Source organism: Kocuria sp. WN036 (assembly GCF_002287015.1).
Lineage (GTDB): Bacteria > Actinomycetota > Actinomycetes > Actinomycetales > Micrococcaceae > Kocuria > Kocuria rosea.
In genome coordinates, this window is the sequence record NZ_NSKF01000012.1 from 1 (window position 1) to 14,447 (window position 14,447).

A 14,447-nucleotide genomic window follows, 5' to 3' on the forward strand; every position below is an offset into this window, starting at 1 on the left:
GAGCAGTCCCCGACGCCACGGTCCCCCCGCCGGGCGACGGCGGCCGCGGGCCCGTCCGGGCCCCGGTCACCGCGCCCTGACGGCGCTGCTCGCCGCCGGCTGCGTGGGCGTGGCGGGCTGGCTGCACCCCCACTGGGCCCCCGCGCTGGGCCTGGGCGGGGACGACCTCCCGGCGGCCCGCGTCCTCCCCGCGGAGGCGCCCGCCCCCGCCGGGGCCGTTCCCCCCGACCCGGCCGCCCCCGTGCCCGGCGCCGCCGAGGTGGCCGCGGCGGTGGAGCCCGTGCTCGCCGGCACCGCCGGACGGCGCTCCGTCCTCGTGGCCGACGCCCTCACCGGGGAGCCGCTGCTCGAGCGGGACGCGGACGCGCCCCTGGTCCCGGCCTCCAACCAGAAGCTCGTCACGGCGCTGTCCCTGCTCACCCACGCCGACCCCGGCCGGCGCCTGCGCACCACGGTGGTCGAGGGGCCGGAGCCGGGCACGGTGGTGCTGGTGGCCGGCGGGGACACCCTGCTGAGCCCGGGCGGCTCCGACCCGGACGCCGTGCTGGGCCGGGCCGGGATCCGGACCCTGGCGCAGGAGACGGCCGAGGCGCTCGCCGAGCGCGGGGCGGCCGGGCCCACCGCCGTGCGGTGGGACGCGAGCCTGTTCGCCGGACCGGACGTCAACGAGGACTGGGCCTCGGGGGACGTCGCGGCGGGGCAGATCGGGCCGGTGGCGCCCATGGCGTTCTGGTCCCACCGCGTGCCCGCGGGGGAGGGCCCGTCGGCGGAGCGGCCCGTGGACGCGGCGCAGGACGTCGCCGAGGTCTTCGCGGCCGAGCTCGCGGCCCGGCTCCCCGGGGGCGGGGCGCCCTCCGTCCCCGCGGTCGCGCCCGGCCGGGCGCCCGAGGGTGCGGCCGAGCTGGCCGCCGTCGAGTCCGCGACCCTCGCCGAGCAGGCCGAGCTCATGCTGCAGGACTCCGACAACCACCTCGCCGAGGTCCTCTCGCGGCTCGCGGCCCGGGCCGCGGACCGGCCCGCGAGCATCGCCGGCGGCCGTGCCGCCGCGGCCGCGGCGCTCGAGGCGCACGGCGTCCCGGCGCCGGGCGCCGTGCTCTCCGACGCGTCCGGGATGTCCCTGCGCAACCGCATCCCCGCCCGCGCGCTCGAGCAGGTCGTGCGGGCCATGGTCACCGACCCCACGGGGGCGCTGACCCCCGGCGCCCGGGCGCTCCCGGTGGCCGGCGGCAGCGGGACCCTCGCCGGCCGGTTCGACGACGACGCCGAGCGCCCCGGGCGAGGCCTGGCGCGGGCGAAGACGGGCACGCTGAACTCCGTGGTCGCCCTCAGCGGGCACGTCAGCACGGACGGGGGGCGGCTGCTGACGTTCTCCGTGGTGCTCAACGAGGTCGCCGACCCCGCCGCCGCCCGGGACGCCGTGGACCGCGCGGTGGCGGCCCTGGCCCTCCTGTGACGGCCCGCGCCGGGCGCTCCCAGGCGCGTGTGGTTGCATGAGGCCATGAGCGCAGCACAACGACCGCCGGAGACGGACGCGCCCGGGATCGTCCGGTGGGACCTCGCGGCCTCAGCCGCCGCTCGGCTCACGCCGCCGGGGCCGAGGATGTCCGCCCGGGCCATGCAGGCGGCGGTGGCCTCCATGCGCCGCCACGCCGAGGCGTCCGTGGACCACGTCCACCGGATCACCGGGCTCGAGGCGGCGCGGGACCTGCGGGACTCCACCGTGCTGGTCGTGGACCGCGCCGGGTGGTCGAAGGCCAACGCCCAGGCCTTCGAGGTGCTCATGGAGCCGGCGGTCGAGGCCCTGCGCCGGCGCCGCCCGGAGCAGTTCGGCGCGGCCGCCACCGCCCTCGGCGGCACGGCCACCGCCATGGAGATGGCGGCGGTGCTCGGGTTCCTCTCCGCGAAGGTCCTGGGCCAGTACGACCCGTACGCCGGGCTGGTCTCCGCCGTGGCCGCGCAGCGGCACCCCGGCGGGCGGCTGATGCTCGTCGCGCCCAACATCCTCACGGTCGAGCGGGAGCTCAACGTCGAGCCGGAGGACTTCCGGCTGTGGGTCTGCCTGCACGAACAGACCCACCGCGTCCAGTTCGCCGCGGCCCCGTGGCTGCGCGAGCACATGATCGAGCAGATCAACGAGCTCGCCGACTCCCTCATGGGGCACGCCGAGACCCTCGGGGCGCGGCTCACGGAAGCGGTCCGCTCCCTGCCCGGGCGCGGCGCGGGGGCGGAGGAGCCCCGGGCCTCCCTCGGCGTGGTGGGCCTGCTCATGGGGCGGCGGGAGCGGGAGGTGCTCTCCCACCTCACCGCCGTGATGAGCCTGCTCGAGGGGCACGCGAACTTCGTGATGGACGGGGTGGACGCCTCCGTGGTGCCCTCCGTGAAGACGATCCGGCGGCGCTTCGAGCGGCGCTCCGAGCTCCAGGGCAGCCTCGACCGCTTCGTCCGGCGCCTGCTCGGGATGGACGCGAAGATGCGCCAGTACAGCGACGGCCAGCGGTTCGTCACGACCGTGGTGGGGACCGTGGGGCTGGAGTCGTTCAACCGGATCTGGGAGGCCCCGGAGCACCTTCCCACGGAGGCCGAGATCCACGCCCCGGAGCGCTGGATCGAGCGCGTGCTGGGCCCGGGCGCACCGCCGCGCCGGCTCCTCCCCGCCCCGGAGCCGCCGGGAATGTGGTAGACACCACGCACCCCCGTTTGACATGCAGATTCATACACATTAGGGGTGGGGCGCCCCGCCTCGGAGACCTCGGTCACGGCGCGACACGCGGTAGGCCGGATCACCTTTGTGTGACAAAATCTTTACGTGAGCACAGAGAATATCGAACAGCAGGTCAAGCTGTACGGCCAGCCCCTGTCGGAGCGCTTCGGCACGGTCGTCCAGGCCTACGGCATCACGCAGCGGCGACTGGCCGAGGTCCTCGGCCTCTCCGCCCCCATGCTGTCGCAGCTCAACAGCGGCCGCCGGATCAAGATCGGCAACCCAGCGGTCTACGAGCGCCTGGTGATGCTGGAGCAGCGCATCGGCACCCCGGACATCGAGGAGGTCCTCGCCGCGGTCGAGGCCTCGCAGCCCGTGCTGTCGACCACGCAGATCCAGGCCGGCATCCACAGCGAGACCAACGCCGTCGCGGCCCTCGCGCACGTGGTCCCGCGGCACGAGCTCGAGGCCGCCCTGGACCTGCTCGGCGAGACCGCCCCGACCCTCGCCAAGGTCGTGCGCCTGGCCGTGCGGGAGTCGCAGAACCAGCAGGCCGCGAGCGACCGCGAGGACGCCCGCCGGTGACCCAGTTCGCCCGCCGCGGCCGACTGTCCCCGGACGTCGCCGCGGGGCGGCGCCGTGTGCTCGACTCCGTCCGGCAGCACGTCCCCCGGACCTCCGCGGAGCCCCCGCTCGTGCTGGTGGCCTGCAGCGGCGGCCCCGACTCCCTCGCGCTGGCCGCCGCCGCGGCCCACTTCGCCCGGCGCGGCACGCTGCGCGTGGGCGCCGTGGTGGTCGACCACGGCCTCCAGGAGGACTCCGCGGCGGTCGCGGCCCGCGCCGCCCGCACGCTCGAGCAGACCGGGCTGGCGCCCGTCGTCGTCACGGCCGTGACCGTGCGCCGGGACGCGGGCGGCCCCGAGATGGCGGCCCGCACCGCCCGCTACGCGGGCATCGCGGAGGTCGTGGGGCGCACGGGCGCCGACGCCGTGCTGCTCGGGCACACCCTGGACGACCAGGCGGAGTCCGTCCTGCTGGGCCTCGCCCGCGGCTCCGGCACCCGCTCGCTGGCCGGGATGCCCCCCGTGCGCGAGCTCGACGGCGTCACCTACCTCCGCCCGTTCCTCGACCTCTCCCGCGCGCAGACCCTGGAGATCTGCGCCGCCGAGCAGCTCGAGCCCTGGCACGACCCCACGAACCGGGACACCACCCTGATGCGCTCCCGGGTCCGCCACCGCGTGCTCCCGCTGCTGGAGGACGAGCTCGGCCCCGGTCTGGCCCGTGCCCTGGCCCGGTCCGCCGCGATCCTCGGCCCCGACGCGGACTACCTCGACGGCGCCGCGGGGGAGCTGCTCGAGCGCGCCCGCGCCGCCGCCCCGGAGCTGCCCGGCTCCCTGGCCCTGGACCTCGCCACGGTGCGGGCCGCGCACCCCGCGCTGCGCCGCCGCGCCCTGTCGGCGGCCGTGGTCGCCGCCGGCGGGCAGACCCCGGCCTACGAGCGGCTCGGCGCGCTGGACGAGTTCGCCGCGGGACACGGGGCCGCGGGGCCCGTGCAGATGGCGGGTAAGGTGTCGGTGTGGCGCCGCCGCCCGACGGCGGGCACCCGTGGCCCGGGGCACCTGGAGCTCGTCCGCCCGCGGCCCGCGAGCGCCACCCGACCCGCATCCGCATCACCCGAGGAGCGCCGTGAAGGCTGAGGACGTCCAGGGGGATCTCACCGAGGTCCTGTACAGCAAGGAAGACATCGACACGAGGATCGCCGAGCTGGCGGCCGCCGTGGACGCCGACTACCGGGGCCGGGACGTCCTGCTCGTGGGCGTGCTCAAGGGTGCGGTGATGGTCATGGCCGACCTGTGCCGGGCGCTCCAGGGCCAGTACCCCATGGACTGGATGGCCGTGTCCTCCTACGGCTCCGGGACCAAGTCCTCGGGCGTGGTCCGCATCCTGAAGGACCTGGACACGGACCTCACGGGGCGGGACGTGCTCATCGTCGAGGACATCATCGACTCGGGCCTGACCCTGTCCTGGCTGCGCGCCAACCTCGAGTCCCGCGGCACGGCCTCGGTGGAGATCTGCGCCCTGCTGCGCAAGCCCGAGGCCGCGAAGACCTCCATCGACGTCAAGTACGTGGGCTGGGACATCCCCAACGAGTTCGTGGTGGGCTACGGGCTCGACTACGCCGAGAAGTACCGCAACCTCGACTGCATCGCGACCCTGGCGCCGCACGTCTACGAGTGAGCCGGCGCCCCGGGCGGGCGTGCGCCGCGGCGGTTCCCGGGCCGGGTGTCCGCTGACAGGGAACTCCCGGCCCGTCCGGGGCCCGACCCCGAGTCCGGGCTGTACATTGTAGGTCTGCGTCCCCTGGACCTCCGGCCCTGGGCGGGCACGGGCTCGAGGGGGCCCGGACAACCATCCACGGGAGGATCAGCGGCTTGGCCACGGCGAAAAAACCCAACAACTTCTTCAGAGGACCCTGGTTCTGGGTCCTGCTGGCCGCTCTGATCCTCTTCCCCCTGGTGGGCACGCTCACCACGGGCTCCTCCGGGCGCGTGGACACCAACGTCGGCCTGCAGCTGCTCCGCGAGGGCCAGGTCGCCGAGGCGAAGATCTACGACGGCCAGCAGAAGGTCGAGCTCCAGCTGGAGGAGGACCTCTCCCTCGACGGCCGCGACCTCGGGCGCAGCGTCGAGTTCTACTACGTCACCCCGCGCGGGGAAGAGGTCGTCGACGCGATGAACGCGGCGGACCTTCAGGGGTTCACGGACCAGCCCGTCGAGTCGAACTGGTTCACCAGCCTCCTCGGCTTCATGCTGCCGTTCCTGATCATCCTCGCCATCTTCTGGTTCGTGTTCTCCCGGATGCAGGGGGGCGGGTCCCAGGTCATGCGCTTCGGCCGCTCGCGGGCCAAGATGTTCGACAAGGACAACCCCACGGTGACCTTCGCCGACGTCGCCGGCGCGGACGAGGCCGTGCAGGAGCTCGACGAGATCAAGCAGTTCCTGGTGGAGCGGGAGCGCTTCACCGCCCTCGGCGCGAAGGTGCCCAAGGGCGTGCTGCTCTACGGCCCTCCCGGCACCGGCAAGACCCTGCTCGCGCGGGCGGTGGCCGGCGAGGCCGGCGTGCCCTTCTTCTCGATCTCCGGCTCCGACTTCGTCGAGATGTTCGTGGGCGTGGGCGCCTCCCGGGTCCGCGACCTGTTCCAGCAGGCCAAGGAGAACGCGCCGGCCATCATCTTCGTGGACGAGATCGACGCCGTGGGCCGCCAGCGCGGCGCGGGCATGGGCGGCGGCAACGACGAGCGCGAGCAGACCCTCAACCAGCTGCTCGTCGAGATGGACGGCTTCGACGCCACCACCAACGTCATCCTGATCGCCGCGACCAACCGCCCCGACGTCCTGGACCCGGCGCTGCTGCGCCCGGGCCGCTTCGACCGCCAGATCGGCGTGGAGGCCCCCGACATGAAGGGCCGCCTGCAGATCCTCCGGGTGCACTCGCAGGGCAAGCCGCTCGCGGACAACGTGGACCTCGCCGCCGTGGCCAAGCGCACCCCCGGCTTCACGGGCGCCGAGCTCGCCAACGTGATGAACGAGGCCGCGCTGCTGACGGCCCGCTCCCACGCCCAGCTCATCGACGACCGCGCCGTGGACGAGGCGATCGACCGGGTCATCGCCGGTCCGCAGAAGCGCAGCCGGATCATGAAGGAGCTCGAGCGCAAGGTCACCGCCTACCACGAGGGCGGGCACGCGCTCGTGGCCGCGGCCCTGCGCAACACGGACCCGGTCACGAAGATCACCATCCTGCCCCGCGGCCGGGCCCTGGGCTACACCATGGTCATGCCCATGGACGACAAGTACTCGACCACCCGCAACGAGCTGCTCGACCAGATGGCCTACGCCATGGGCGGGCGCGCGGCGGAGGAGATCGTGTTCCGGGACCCGTCCACCGGCGCGTCCAACGACATCCAGAAGGCCACCGACACGGCCCGCAAGATGGTCACCCAGTACGGCATGAGCGCCCGCGTGGGCTCGATCAAGCTGGGCGGGGACAGCTCCGAGCCGTTCCTCGGCCGGGACGCCGCCGGCTCGGGCCGGGAGTACTCCGAGCGCACCGCCGCGATCGTCGACGAGGAGGTGCGGGCCCTGCTGGACCAGGCCCACGACGAGGCGCACGCGATCCTCATGGACAACCGTCCCGTCCTCGACCGGCTCGCCCTCGAGCTGCTCGAGAAGGAGACGCTCAACGAGGCGCAGATCGCGGACCTCTTCCACGACATCCGCAAGCGGGACCTGCGGCCCGTGTGGCTGTCCAAGGACACCCGGCCGCTCTCCGAGGACCCGCCCGTGGTCACGCAGGCCGAGCGCGAGGAGGCCCGGCGGCTGCACGCCCAGGACCCCGCGACCCTGGCCCCGCAGGACCAGGCGGCCGCCGCGAAGCCGGAGCACCCCCTCGAGGTCCCGGAGCGCGGGCACTCGGTGCCCCCGGGGGAGGGGGCGGGCTCCTCGAGCACCACCGGACCCTCCGCGGAGCGCGCCCCGGGGGCCGGCACGGACTGAGCCGGGCCTAGGATGGAGCGACAGCCGGTCGCGTCCGCCGACTCCCGTCCCGTCCGGCAGACCCCGCCGCACCGGCAGATCCCGAAGGAGGGCGCGTTGCCCCACGAGGCCCGCACGAAGCAGACGAGCGCGCACGACCTGCGCGCGGAGGCGTTCGACCCGCCGTACCCCGACCCCGCCCCCGCGCTGGAGGCCGGCGCCGGGGCGGTCGACCAGCCGCGCGTCGCGGCGGCCGTGCGCGAGCTGCTGCTGGCGATCGGCGAGGACCCGGACCGGGACGGCCTGCAGGGCACCCCGGGGCGCGTGGCGCGGGCGTACGCGGAGATGTTCGCGGGCCTGCACCAGGACCCCGCCGAGATCCTCGGGACGACCTTCGACATCGGCCACTCCGAGATGGTCCTCGTCAAGGACATCCCCTTCTACTCGACCTGCGAGCACCACCTCGTCCCGTTCCACGGGCACGCCCACGTGGGCTACATCCCCGGCCACGACGGGATGGTCACCGGCCTGAGCAAGCTCGCCCGCCTCGTGGACCTCTTTGCCCGCCGGCCCCAGGTCCAGGAGCGGCTGACCACCCAGGTGGTGGAGGCGATCGTGGAGCACCTCCAGCCGGCCGGGGTGATCGTGGTGGTCGAGTGCGAGCACCTGTGCATGTCCATGCGCGGGGTGCGCAAGCCGGGCGCCAAGACCGTCACCTCGGCCGTGCGCGGACAGCTGCGCGAGCCCGCCACCCGCGCCGAGGCGATGAGCCTCATCCTGGGGCGCTGAGCACATGACGACCCCCCTCCGCACCGACCCCGCGCACCGGCCCTCCGGCTGGGGCTCCTTCGAGAACCTGCCCACCGGGCGCACGCTGGTCATGGGCATCCTCAACGTCACCCCCGACTCCTTCAGCGACGGCGGCGAGCACGCCGGGCACGAGGCCGCGATCGCGCACGGGCTGCGCATGCTCGCCGAGGGCGCCGACATCGTCGACGTCGGGGGCGAGTCCACCCGGCCCGGCTCCGAGCGGATCGACCCCGCCGAGGAGCGGCGCCGGATCCTGCCCGTGGTCGAGGCCCTCGCCGCCGCGGGCGCGGTGCTCAGCGTCGACACCCTCCACGCCGGGACCGCCGAGGCCGTCCTGGACGCCGGGGCGCACATCGTCAACGACGTCTCGGGGCTGCGCGCGAGCCAGGACATGATCGACCTGGTCGCCGAGCGGCAGGCCCCCTACGTCCTCATGCACGCCCGCGGCCTGCCCGACGTGCAGGACTCCCGGGCCGTCTACCACGACGTGGCCGGGGAGGTGCTCGGGGAGCTCGAGGCGCTGACGGAGCGCTGCCTGGCCGCCGGCCTGGCCCCCGAGAAGCTGGTCCTGGACCCCGGGCTGGGCTTCGACAAGCGCGGGGCGCAGAACTGGGAGCTGCTCCGGGCGCTGCCACGCTTCACGGCCACCGGCCACAAGGTGCTCGTCGCGGCGTCCCGCAAGCGCTTCCTCGGCACCCTGCTCGAGCAGGACGGCGCACCGCGCCCCGCGGCCGGGCGGGACGCGGCGACGGCCGCGATCAGCGCGCTGTCCGCCCACGCGGGCGCTTGGTGCGTGCGCGTCCACGCCGTGCGCCCGAGCGCCGACGCCGTGGCCGCCGCGCACGCCTGGCGCGGCGTGGAGCCGGCCCTGCTGCGCCCCGCCGCCGACGCCGGCGTGCTGCCGGCGTCCTCCGGAGCGGACCGGTGAACCGCGTGCCGCGCGAGGACGCGGACGCCGCCCGGATGCGCGCCGGGGACCGGGCCGGCCGCCAGCACGTCCCGGTGTCCACCACCAGGGCCCCCGACCGCCGGGACCGGATCAACCTCCTGGGCATCGGCGCGGTGGGCTACCACGGGGTCTTCGACCAGGAGAAGCGCAGCGGCCAGCCCTTCTTCGTGGACCTCGTCATGTACCTGGACCTGGCCGCGGCGGGGGCCTCGGACGACGTTGCCCTGACCGCCCACTACGGCGAGGTCGCCGAGGAGGTGCGGGACATCGTCATCGGCCCCAGCGTCAACCTGCTCGAGACCCTCGCCGACCAGGTCGCCCGGCGGCTGCTCGCCCGCTTCCCGCTCGACGCGGTGGAGGTCACCGTGCACAAGCCCAAGGCGCCCATCGAGGTGACGTTCTCCGACGTCTCCGTCACGATCTACCGGGAGCGCTGAGGTGGGCACCCGGGCCGTCCTCGCCCTCGGCGCCAACCTCGGCGACCGGGAGGCCACCCTCCGCGGCGCCGCCCTCGAGCTGGCCGCCCACCCGCGGATCACGCTGGTCCGCGCCTCGCCCATCGTGCGCTCCCGGCCGGTCGGCGGACCGGCCGGCCAGGGGGACTACCTGAACGCGGTCGTCGAGGTGGAGACCGAGCTGAGCCCCTTCGGGCTGCTGCGGGCGTGCCAGGAGGTGGAGGAGCGCCACCACCGGACCCGGACGCAGCGCTGGGGCCCGCGCACCCTCGACGTCGACATCGTGGTCTACGGGGACCTGCGCCTGGACGAGCCGGACCTCACCGTGCCCCACCTGCGCGCCGGCACCCGCGCGTTCGTGCTCGTGCCCTGGGCCCTCATGGACCCCGGCGCGACGCTCGAGGGGCGCAGCGTCGCCGAGCTGGCCCGCCGGGCGGAGGACCTCGGCGGACTGGGGCCGGACACGATCCCCCTGCTGCCCGAGGACCCCGCTCCCGGCGGGGACGGGGACTGAGGGGGAGCCGCCGTGCACGTGCTCACGGTCCCGGCGCTGCTGATGTGCGCCGCCGCCGCCGGCGCCGTCGGCTGGACCGCCAACCGGCTGTCCACGGGCGCGGGCGGGCCGCTGCTGATCCTGCCGTGGGCCTCGCTCGCGGCCCTCGCCGCCGTGGCCGCGGCCCTGCTGGTGCTGGGCGTGCGGGTCAAGCGGCACCAGGACGGAGCGCGCCCGGAGCGTTTCGACCCGCTCGTGGCCGCCCGCACCGCGGCCGGCGCGCAGGCGGTGGCCTGGGCGGGGGCGATGCTGACCGGCTGGCACGCCGCCGTGGCCGTCGAGCAGCTCGCGCTGGTCTCCGTGCGCTCCGAGCAGGGCCCGCTGTGGGCCAGCCTGGTGCACGCCGGGGCCGGGCTCGTGCTCGTGGTGGTGGGCTGGATCGTGGAGGGCTTCTGCAAGCTGCCGCCGGACGATCCCGACGCGGAGGAGGGCGCCGAGTACCGTAGGGGGCGGCAGAAGGAGCTTCCCGAGGGAGAAGGTGGTTATGCCCGAGAGATCCGCCCACGAGCCCGTCGGCGGCCCCGTGGCGGGGACGCCCGGTGACCGGGTGCCCCTGAGCAACCCCGCGATCGACCCCGAGGGCCTGGCCTGGACCCGGGTCTCGCCCAAGCACCTCTCCGTGGTGGTGCTCTCCACCCTCCTCAGCACCCTCTTCTGGCTCGCCGCCCTCGGCTGGCCGGCGGTGCTGGCGGCCACGGGCGTCTGGTCCGGCGCCCCCCTGGGCCTGCTGCTGCTGCCGCCCGCGGCCGTCCTGGCGGCCGGGCTGCTCTCCGTGCTCCTGGCCCCGCGGCGGGTCCGGGCGATCGGCTACGCCGAGCGCGGCGAGGACCTGCTCGTGCGGCGCGGCCTGCTCTACCAGCGGGTCACGGTGATCCCCTACGGCCGGATGCAGTACGTGGACGTGTCGGTCTCCCCGCTGCAGCGCAGCTTCGGCCTGGCCACCGTGAAGCTGCACACCGCCGCCGTGGGCAGCCACGCCGAGATCCCGGGGGTGGAGCACGCCGAGGCGTCCCGGCTGCGCGAGCGGCTCACCGCGCGCGGCGAGGCCCTCCTGGCGGGCCTGTGAGCGCTGCCCCCGCCCCCGCGCCGGCCCCGCAGTGGCACCGTGTCCACCCGCTGACCCCGGTGGTCAAGGGGTGGCTCGCGATGGTCGTGATCGCGGGCGCCTTCGTCAACATCCTCCTCGACGACTTCCTCAACGCCTTCCTCGGCCGCGGGGACGCCGTGCCGCCCCAGGACTTCGACCCGGCCCGGATGGGCGCCGTCTTCTGGTGGGTGCTGGCCGGGCTCGTGGCGGTCGTGCTCCTCGTGTTCGCCGCGGCCGTGCTGGTCTCCTGGTGGTTCACCCGCTACCAGGTGACCCCGGAGCACGTGCGGATCCGCTCCGGGGTGCTCTTCCGGCAGGAGCGCCAGGCGCGGCTGGACCGGGTGCAGGCCATCGACATCCACCGCCCGTTCCTGCCCCGGCTGCTGGGGCTGGCGGAGCTGAAGTTCGAGGTGGCCGACGCCGGGCAGTCCGCGGTGTCCCTGTCCTACCTCACCCACCCCCAGGCGCGCGTGCTGCGCGGGGAGCTGCTGGGCCGGCTCGGCCTGGCCGCCCCGGGCCAGGACCCCGCCGCCCCGGCACCCGGTGCGGCGCCCGGCCTGCCCGTGCGGCGACCGGCCCCCTGGGCGGTCACCGGGGACCAGGAGCGCCCGGTGCTCGGCGTGCCGGTGCCGCGGCTGATCGGCTCCGTGCTCGCCTCGGGCTCGTCGGTCGCCCTGGCCGTGCTGCTGGCCGCCGCACCGGCCGCCCTGCTGGTGGACGCCCGTGCCGCCCCGGCGATGCTCGCCGCCTGGCTGCCCGGGCTGATCAGCTTCGGTGCGGTCTCCTACCGCCGGGTCGAGCAGGGCTACCACTTCCGGCTGCTGCGCGTCCCCGAGGGCATGCGCGTGCGCTACGGCCTGTTCAGCGTCCGCTCCCAGACCGTCCCGGCGGGGCGGATCCAGGCGGTGGGCGTGGACCAGCCGCTGCTCTGGCGGCCCTTCGGCTGGTACCGGGTGCGGGTCAACGTGGCCGGCTACGGGCCCGCGGCGGGGGAGGGCGACGCCATGCGCTCGACCCTGCTGCCCGTCGGAACCCTGCCCCAGGTGCACCAGGTCCTGCACCTCGCGCTGCCCGGCGCCCGGGACGGTGACCTCGCCGCGCTGCTGCGGGAGGGCCTGCACGGCCTGGGCGCGCAGGGCCGGTTCACCACCTCTCCGCGCCGGGCCCGGTGGCTCGACCCCCTCGTGCACCGCCGGACGGGCTTCGCCGCGACCGAGGACGTCCTCGCGGTCCGGTCCGGGCGGCTGAGCCGGCGCACCGCCGTGCTGCCGCACGAGAAGACCCAGTCGGTGGCCGTGAGCCAGGGCCCGCTCGAGCGGGCCCTGGGGCTCGCCGACGTCCAGCTGCACTCCACGCCGGGGCCCGTGAGCGTCATGGTCCCGCATCTCGACGCCGGGGACGCCCGGGCGCTCGCCGCGGCCCAGGCGGTGCACGCGGCCGGGGCCCGTAGACTGGCCGACGGCCCGAGCCACCCCCACACCCCCCGCCAGGAGAGACCATGAGCCACCCGTCCGACCGCCCGGGACGCCTCGGGGTCGGGGTCGTCAGCGCCGGGAAGGTGGGCGCCGTCCTGGGCGCCGCGCTGCGCGCCGCCGGCCACGCCGTCGTCGGCGTCAACGCCGTCTCCGAGGCCAGCCGGGACCGGGCCGAGGCCCTCCTGCCCGGCGTGCCCGTCCTCGAGGTCCCGTCCGTGCTCGAGCGCGCCGAGCTCGTGCTGCTCGCCGTGCCCGACGACGAGCTGCCCGGGCTCGTGCAGGGCCTCGCCGACGCCGGGCTGTGGCAGGCCGGGCAGCTCGTGGTGCACACCGCGGGCCGCTGGGGCACCCGCGTCCTGGACCCGGCCCGCCGGCTCGGGGCGATCCCGCTCGCGATCCACCCGGCCATGACCTTCACGGGCATGAGCCTGGACCTTGCCCGGCTGAGCGACTGTTCGTTCGGGATCACGGCCCCGGGACCGGTGCTGCCCATCGCCCAGGCGCTGGTGGTCGAGATGGGCGCCGAGCCGGTGGTCGTCGCGGAGGCCGACCGCCCGCTCTACCACGCGGCCCTCGCCCACGGCGCCAACCACCTGATGACCGTCGCCGGACAGTCCATGCAGGTGCTCCGCGACATCGGCGTCGAGCGCCCCGACCGGATGGTGGGGCCCCTGCTGCGCGCGACCTTGGACAACGCCCTGGCCGCGGGGGAGTCCGCGCTCACAGGACCCGTGGCCCGCGGCGACGCCGGGACCGTGGCCGCCCACCGGGACGCCCTCGACGAGTACGCCCACGGCCACGGGAGCGACGACGTCCTGCTCGCCTACCTGGACCTCGCCCGCGTCACCGCCCGCCGCGCCCTGGACCGCGGCCTGCTCGACCGCCCGCGCTACGACGCCGTGCTCGCCGCCCTCGAGCTCACCCGGGACACCGACGGCACCGACGGCACCCGCGGCACCGACGGAGAGGACACCCTGTGAGCGACCCCACCGGCGCCCCCACCGGCGTCCCCCGCGTCTGCCGGGGCATCGAGGAGTTCCGGGCCGCGCTGGCCGACCGGCTCGGCGCGGCCCGGGACGGGGCGCCCGGTGAGCGGGCGTCCCTGGGCCTCGTGCCCACCATGGGCGCCCTGCACGAGGGGCACGGCCACCTGGTGCGCCTCGCCCGGCAGGAGAACACCGTGGTCGCGGTCTCGGTCTTCGTGAACCCGCTGCAGTTCGGCCCCGACGAGGACTTCGAGCGCTATCCGCGCACCCTCGAGGCCGACGTCGAGCTGCTCCGCCGGTTCGGCGCCGACCTCGTCTTCGCCCCGTCGACGGCGGAGATGTACCCGGACGGGGAGCCCCTCGTGCGCGTCACCTCCGGCCGGCTCGGCGCCGTGCTCGACGGCGCGAGCCGCCCCGGCCACTTCGACGGCGCCCTGACCGTGGTCAACAAGCTGCTCAACATCACCGCCCCGCCCGGGCCGGCCGCGTTCCGGGCGTACTTCGGGGAGAAGGACGCCCAGCAGCTGCTCCTCGTGCGCCGGATGGTCGCCGACTTCGACCTGCCCGTCACCGTCCGGCCCGTGCCCATCGTGCGCGACGACGACGGGCTGGCCCTGTCCTCCCGCAACCGCTACCTCGACGCCGCTCAGCGCCGCTCCGCGCTCGTGCTCCCGCGCACCCTGCGGGCGCTCGCCGCCGGGGAGCTGGAGCTCGAGGCCGCCCGGCGGCGGATCGACACCGAGGACGGGGTCCGGCTCGACTACCTCGTCGTCGTCGACCCCCGCACCCTGGCGCCGGTCGAGCCGGCGCCCGGCGCCCTCGCCCTCGTGGCCGCCCACGTGGGCGGCACCCGGCTGATCGACAACCTCGTGCTGTGAGGGCCCCGGCCGGGATTTGAC

15 protein-coding genes are annotated in these 14,447 nt (G+C 75.7%); all 15 read left to right on the forward strand.

Going from position 1 to position 14,447, the window contains the following annotated elements:
- Window positions 1–1,453: D-alanyl-D-alanine carboxypeptidase/D-alanyl-D-alanine-endopeptidase (dacB, locus tag CK505_RS09060; RefSeq protein WP_141246796.1), on the forward strand; the 1,453-nt coding region annotated here is incomplete at its 5' end.
- A 45-nt stretch (window positions 1,454–1,498) separates the two neighbouring features.
- Window positions 1,499–2,680: a zinc-dependent metalloprotease gene (locus tag CK505_RS09065; RefSeq protein ID WP_095650867.1), complete on the forward strand. Its 1,182-nt coding sequence runs from the start codon at window positions 1,499–1,501 to the stop codon at window positions 2,678–2,680.
- Window positions 2,681–2,806: 126 nt separating this feature from the next.
- Window positions 2,807–3,286, forward strand: coding sequence for a hypothetical protein (locus CK505_RS09070; RefSeq protein ID WP_017832040.1), 480 nt, complete (start codon window positions 2,807–2,809; stop codon window positions 3,284–3,286).
- A complete protein-coding gene (gene tilS / locus CK505_RS09075; RefSeq protein ID WP_095650868.1) occupies window positions 3,283–4,398 on the forward strand; it encodes a tRNA lysidine(34) synthetase TilS in 1,116 nt (371 codons plus the stop codon). Before CK505_RS09070 ends, tilS begins: the two co-directional genes overlap by 4 nt.
- Window positions 4,388–4,939, forward strand: coding sequence for a hypoxanthine phosphoribosyltransferase (gene hpt, locus CK505_RS09080; RefSeq protein WP_017832038.1), 552 nt, complete (start codon window positions 4,388–4,390; stop codon window positions 4,937–4,939). Before tilS ends, hpt begins: the two co-directional genes overlap by 11 nt.
- 194 nt (window positions 4,940–5,133) lie before the next feature.
- On the forward strand, window positions 5,134–7,254 hold the full coding sequence (ftsH, locus tag CK505_RS09085) for an ATP-dependent zinc metalloprotease FtsH (protein WP_035926025.1): 2,121 nt from the start codon (window positions 5,134–5,136) through the stop codon (window positions 7,252–7,254).
- Between the two features lie 12 nt (window positions 7,255–7,266).
- Window positions 7,267–8,022: a GTP cyclohydrolase I FolE gene (gene folE, locus CK505_RS09090; RefSeq protein ID WP_095650869.1), complete on the forward strand. Its 756-nt coding sequence runs from the start codon at window positions 7,267–7,269 to the stop codon at window positions 8,020–8,022.
- A 4-nt stretch (window positions 8,023–8,026) separates the two neighbouring features.
- Window positions 8,027–8,971, forward strand: coding sequence for a dihydropteroate synthase (folP, locus tag CK505_RS09095; protein ID WP_095650870.1), 945 nt, complete (start codon window positions 8,027–8,029; stop codon window positions 8,969–8,971).
- The gene (gene folB / locus CK505_RS09100) at window positions 8,968–9,429 is read left to right on the forward strand and encodes a dihydroneopterin aldolase (protein WP_017832034.1); all 462 of its coding nucleotides are present in this window, start codon (window positions 8,968–8,970) and stop codon (window positions 9,427–9,429) included. The genes folP and folB overlap by 4 nt, the downstream gene beginning before the upstream one ends.
- 1 nt (window position 9,430) lies before the next feature.
- A complete protein-coding gene (folK, locus tag CK505_RS09105; protein WP_017832033.1) occupies window positions 9,431–9,961 on the forward strand; it encodes a 2-amino-4-hydroxy-6-hydroxymethyldihydropteridine diphosphokinase in 531 nt (176 codons plus the stop codon).
- Between the two features lie 12 nt (window positions 9,962–9,973).
- A complete protein-coding gene (locus CK505_RS09110) occupies window positions 9,974–10,543 on the forward strand; it encodes a DUF3180 domain-containing protein (protein ID WP_017832032.1) in 570 nt (189 codons plus the stop codon).
- A gap of 10 nt (window positions 10,544–10,553) precedes the next feature.
- Window positions 10,554–11,066 (forward strand): PH domain-containing protein, encoded by a 513-nt coding sequence (locus CK505_RS09115; protein WP_031282261.1) that lies wholly within the window; start codon window positions 10,554–10,556, stop codon window positions 11,064–11,066.
- Window positions 11,063–12,589, forward strand: coding sequence for a PH domain-containing protein (locus CK505_RS09120; RefSeq protein ID WP_141246797.1), 1,527 nt, complete (start codon window positions 11,063–11,065; stop codon window positions 12,587–12,589). The genes CK505_RS09115 and CK505_RS09120 overlap by 4 nt, the downstream gene beginning before the upstream one ends.
- Window positions 12,586–13,542, forward strand: a complete 957-nt coding sequence (locus CK505_RS09125) for a Rossmann-like and DUF2520 domain-containing protein (protein WP_095650871.1) — start codon at window positions 12,586–12,588, stop codon at window positions 13,540–13,542. The genes CK505_RS09120 and CK505_RS09125 overlap by 4 nt, the downstream gene beginning before the upstream one ends.
- On the forward strand, window positions 13,539–14,426 hold the full coding sequence (panC, locus tag CK505_RS09130) for a pantoate--beta-alanine ligase (protein WP_095650872.1): 888 nt from the start codon (window positions 13,539–13,541) through the stop codon (window positions 14,424–14,426). Before CK505_RS09125 ends, panC begins: the two co-directional genes overlap by 4 nt.
- Window positions 14,427–14,447: the final 21 nt, after the last annotated feature.

Bases quoted from the DNA above. Each gene is read 5' to 3' on its own strand.
- CK505_RS09065 (WP_095650867.1), top strand. From the start codon at position 1,499: ATGAGCGCAGCACAACGACCGCCGGAGACGGACGCGCCCGGGATCGTC.
- folE (WP_095650869.1), top strand. From the start codon at position 7,267: ATGGAGCGACAGCCGGTCGCGTCCGCCGACTCCCGTCCCGTCCGGCAG.
- folP (WP_095650870.1), top strand. From the start codon at position 8,027: ATGACGACCCCCCTCCGCACCGACCCCGCGCACCGGCCCTCCGGCTGG.
- CK505_RS09125 (WP_095650871.1), top strand. From the start codon at position 12,586: ATGAGCCACCCGTCCGACCGCCCGGGACGCCTCGGGGTCGGGGTCGTC.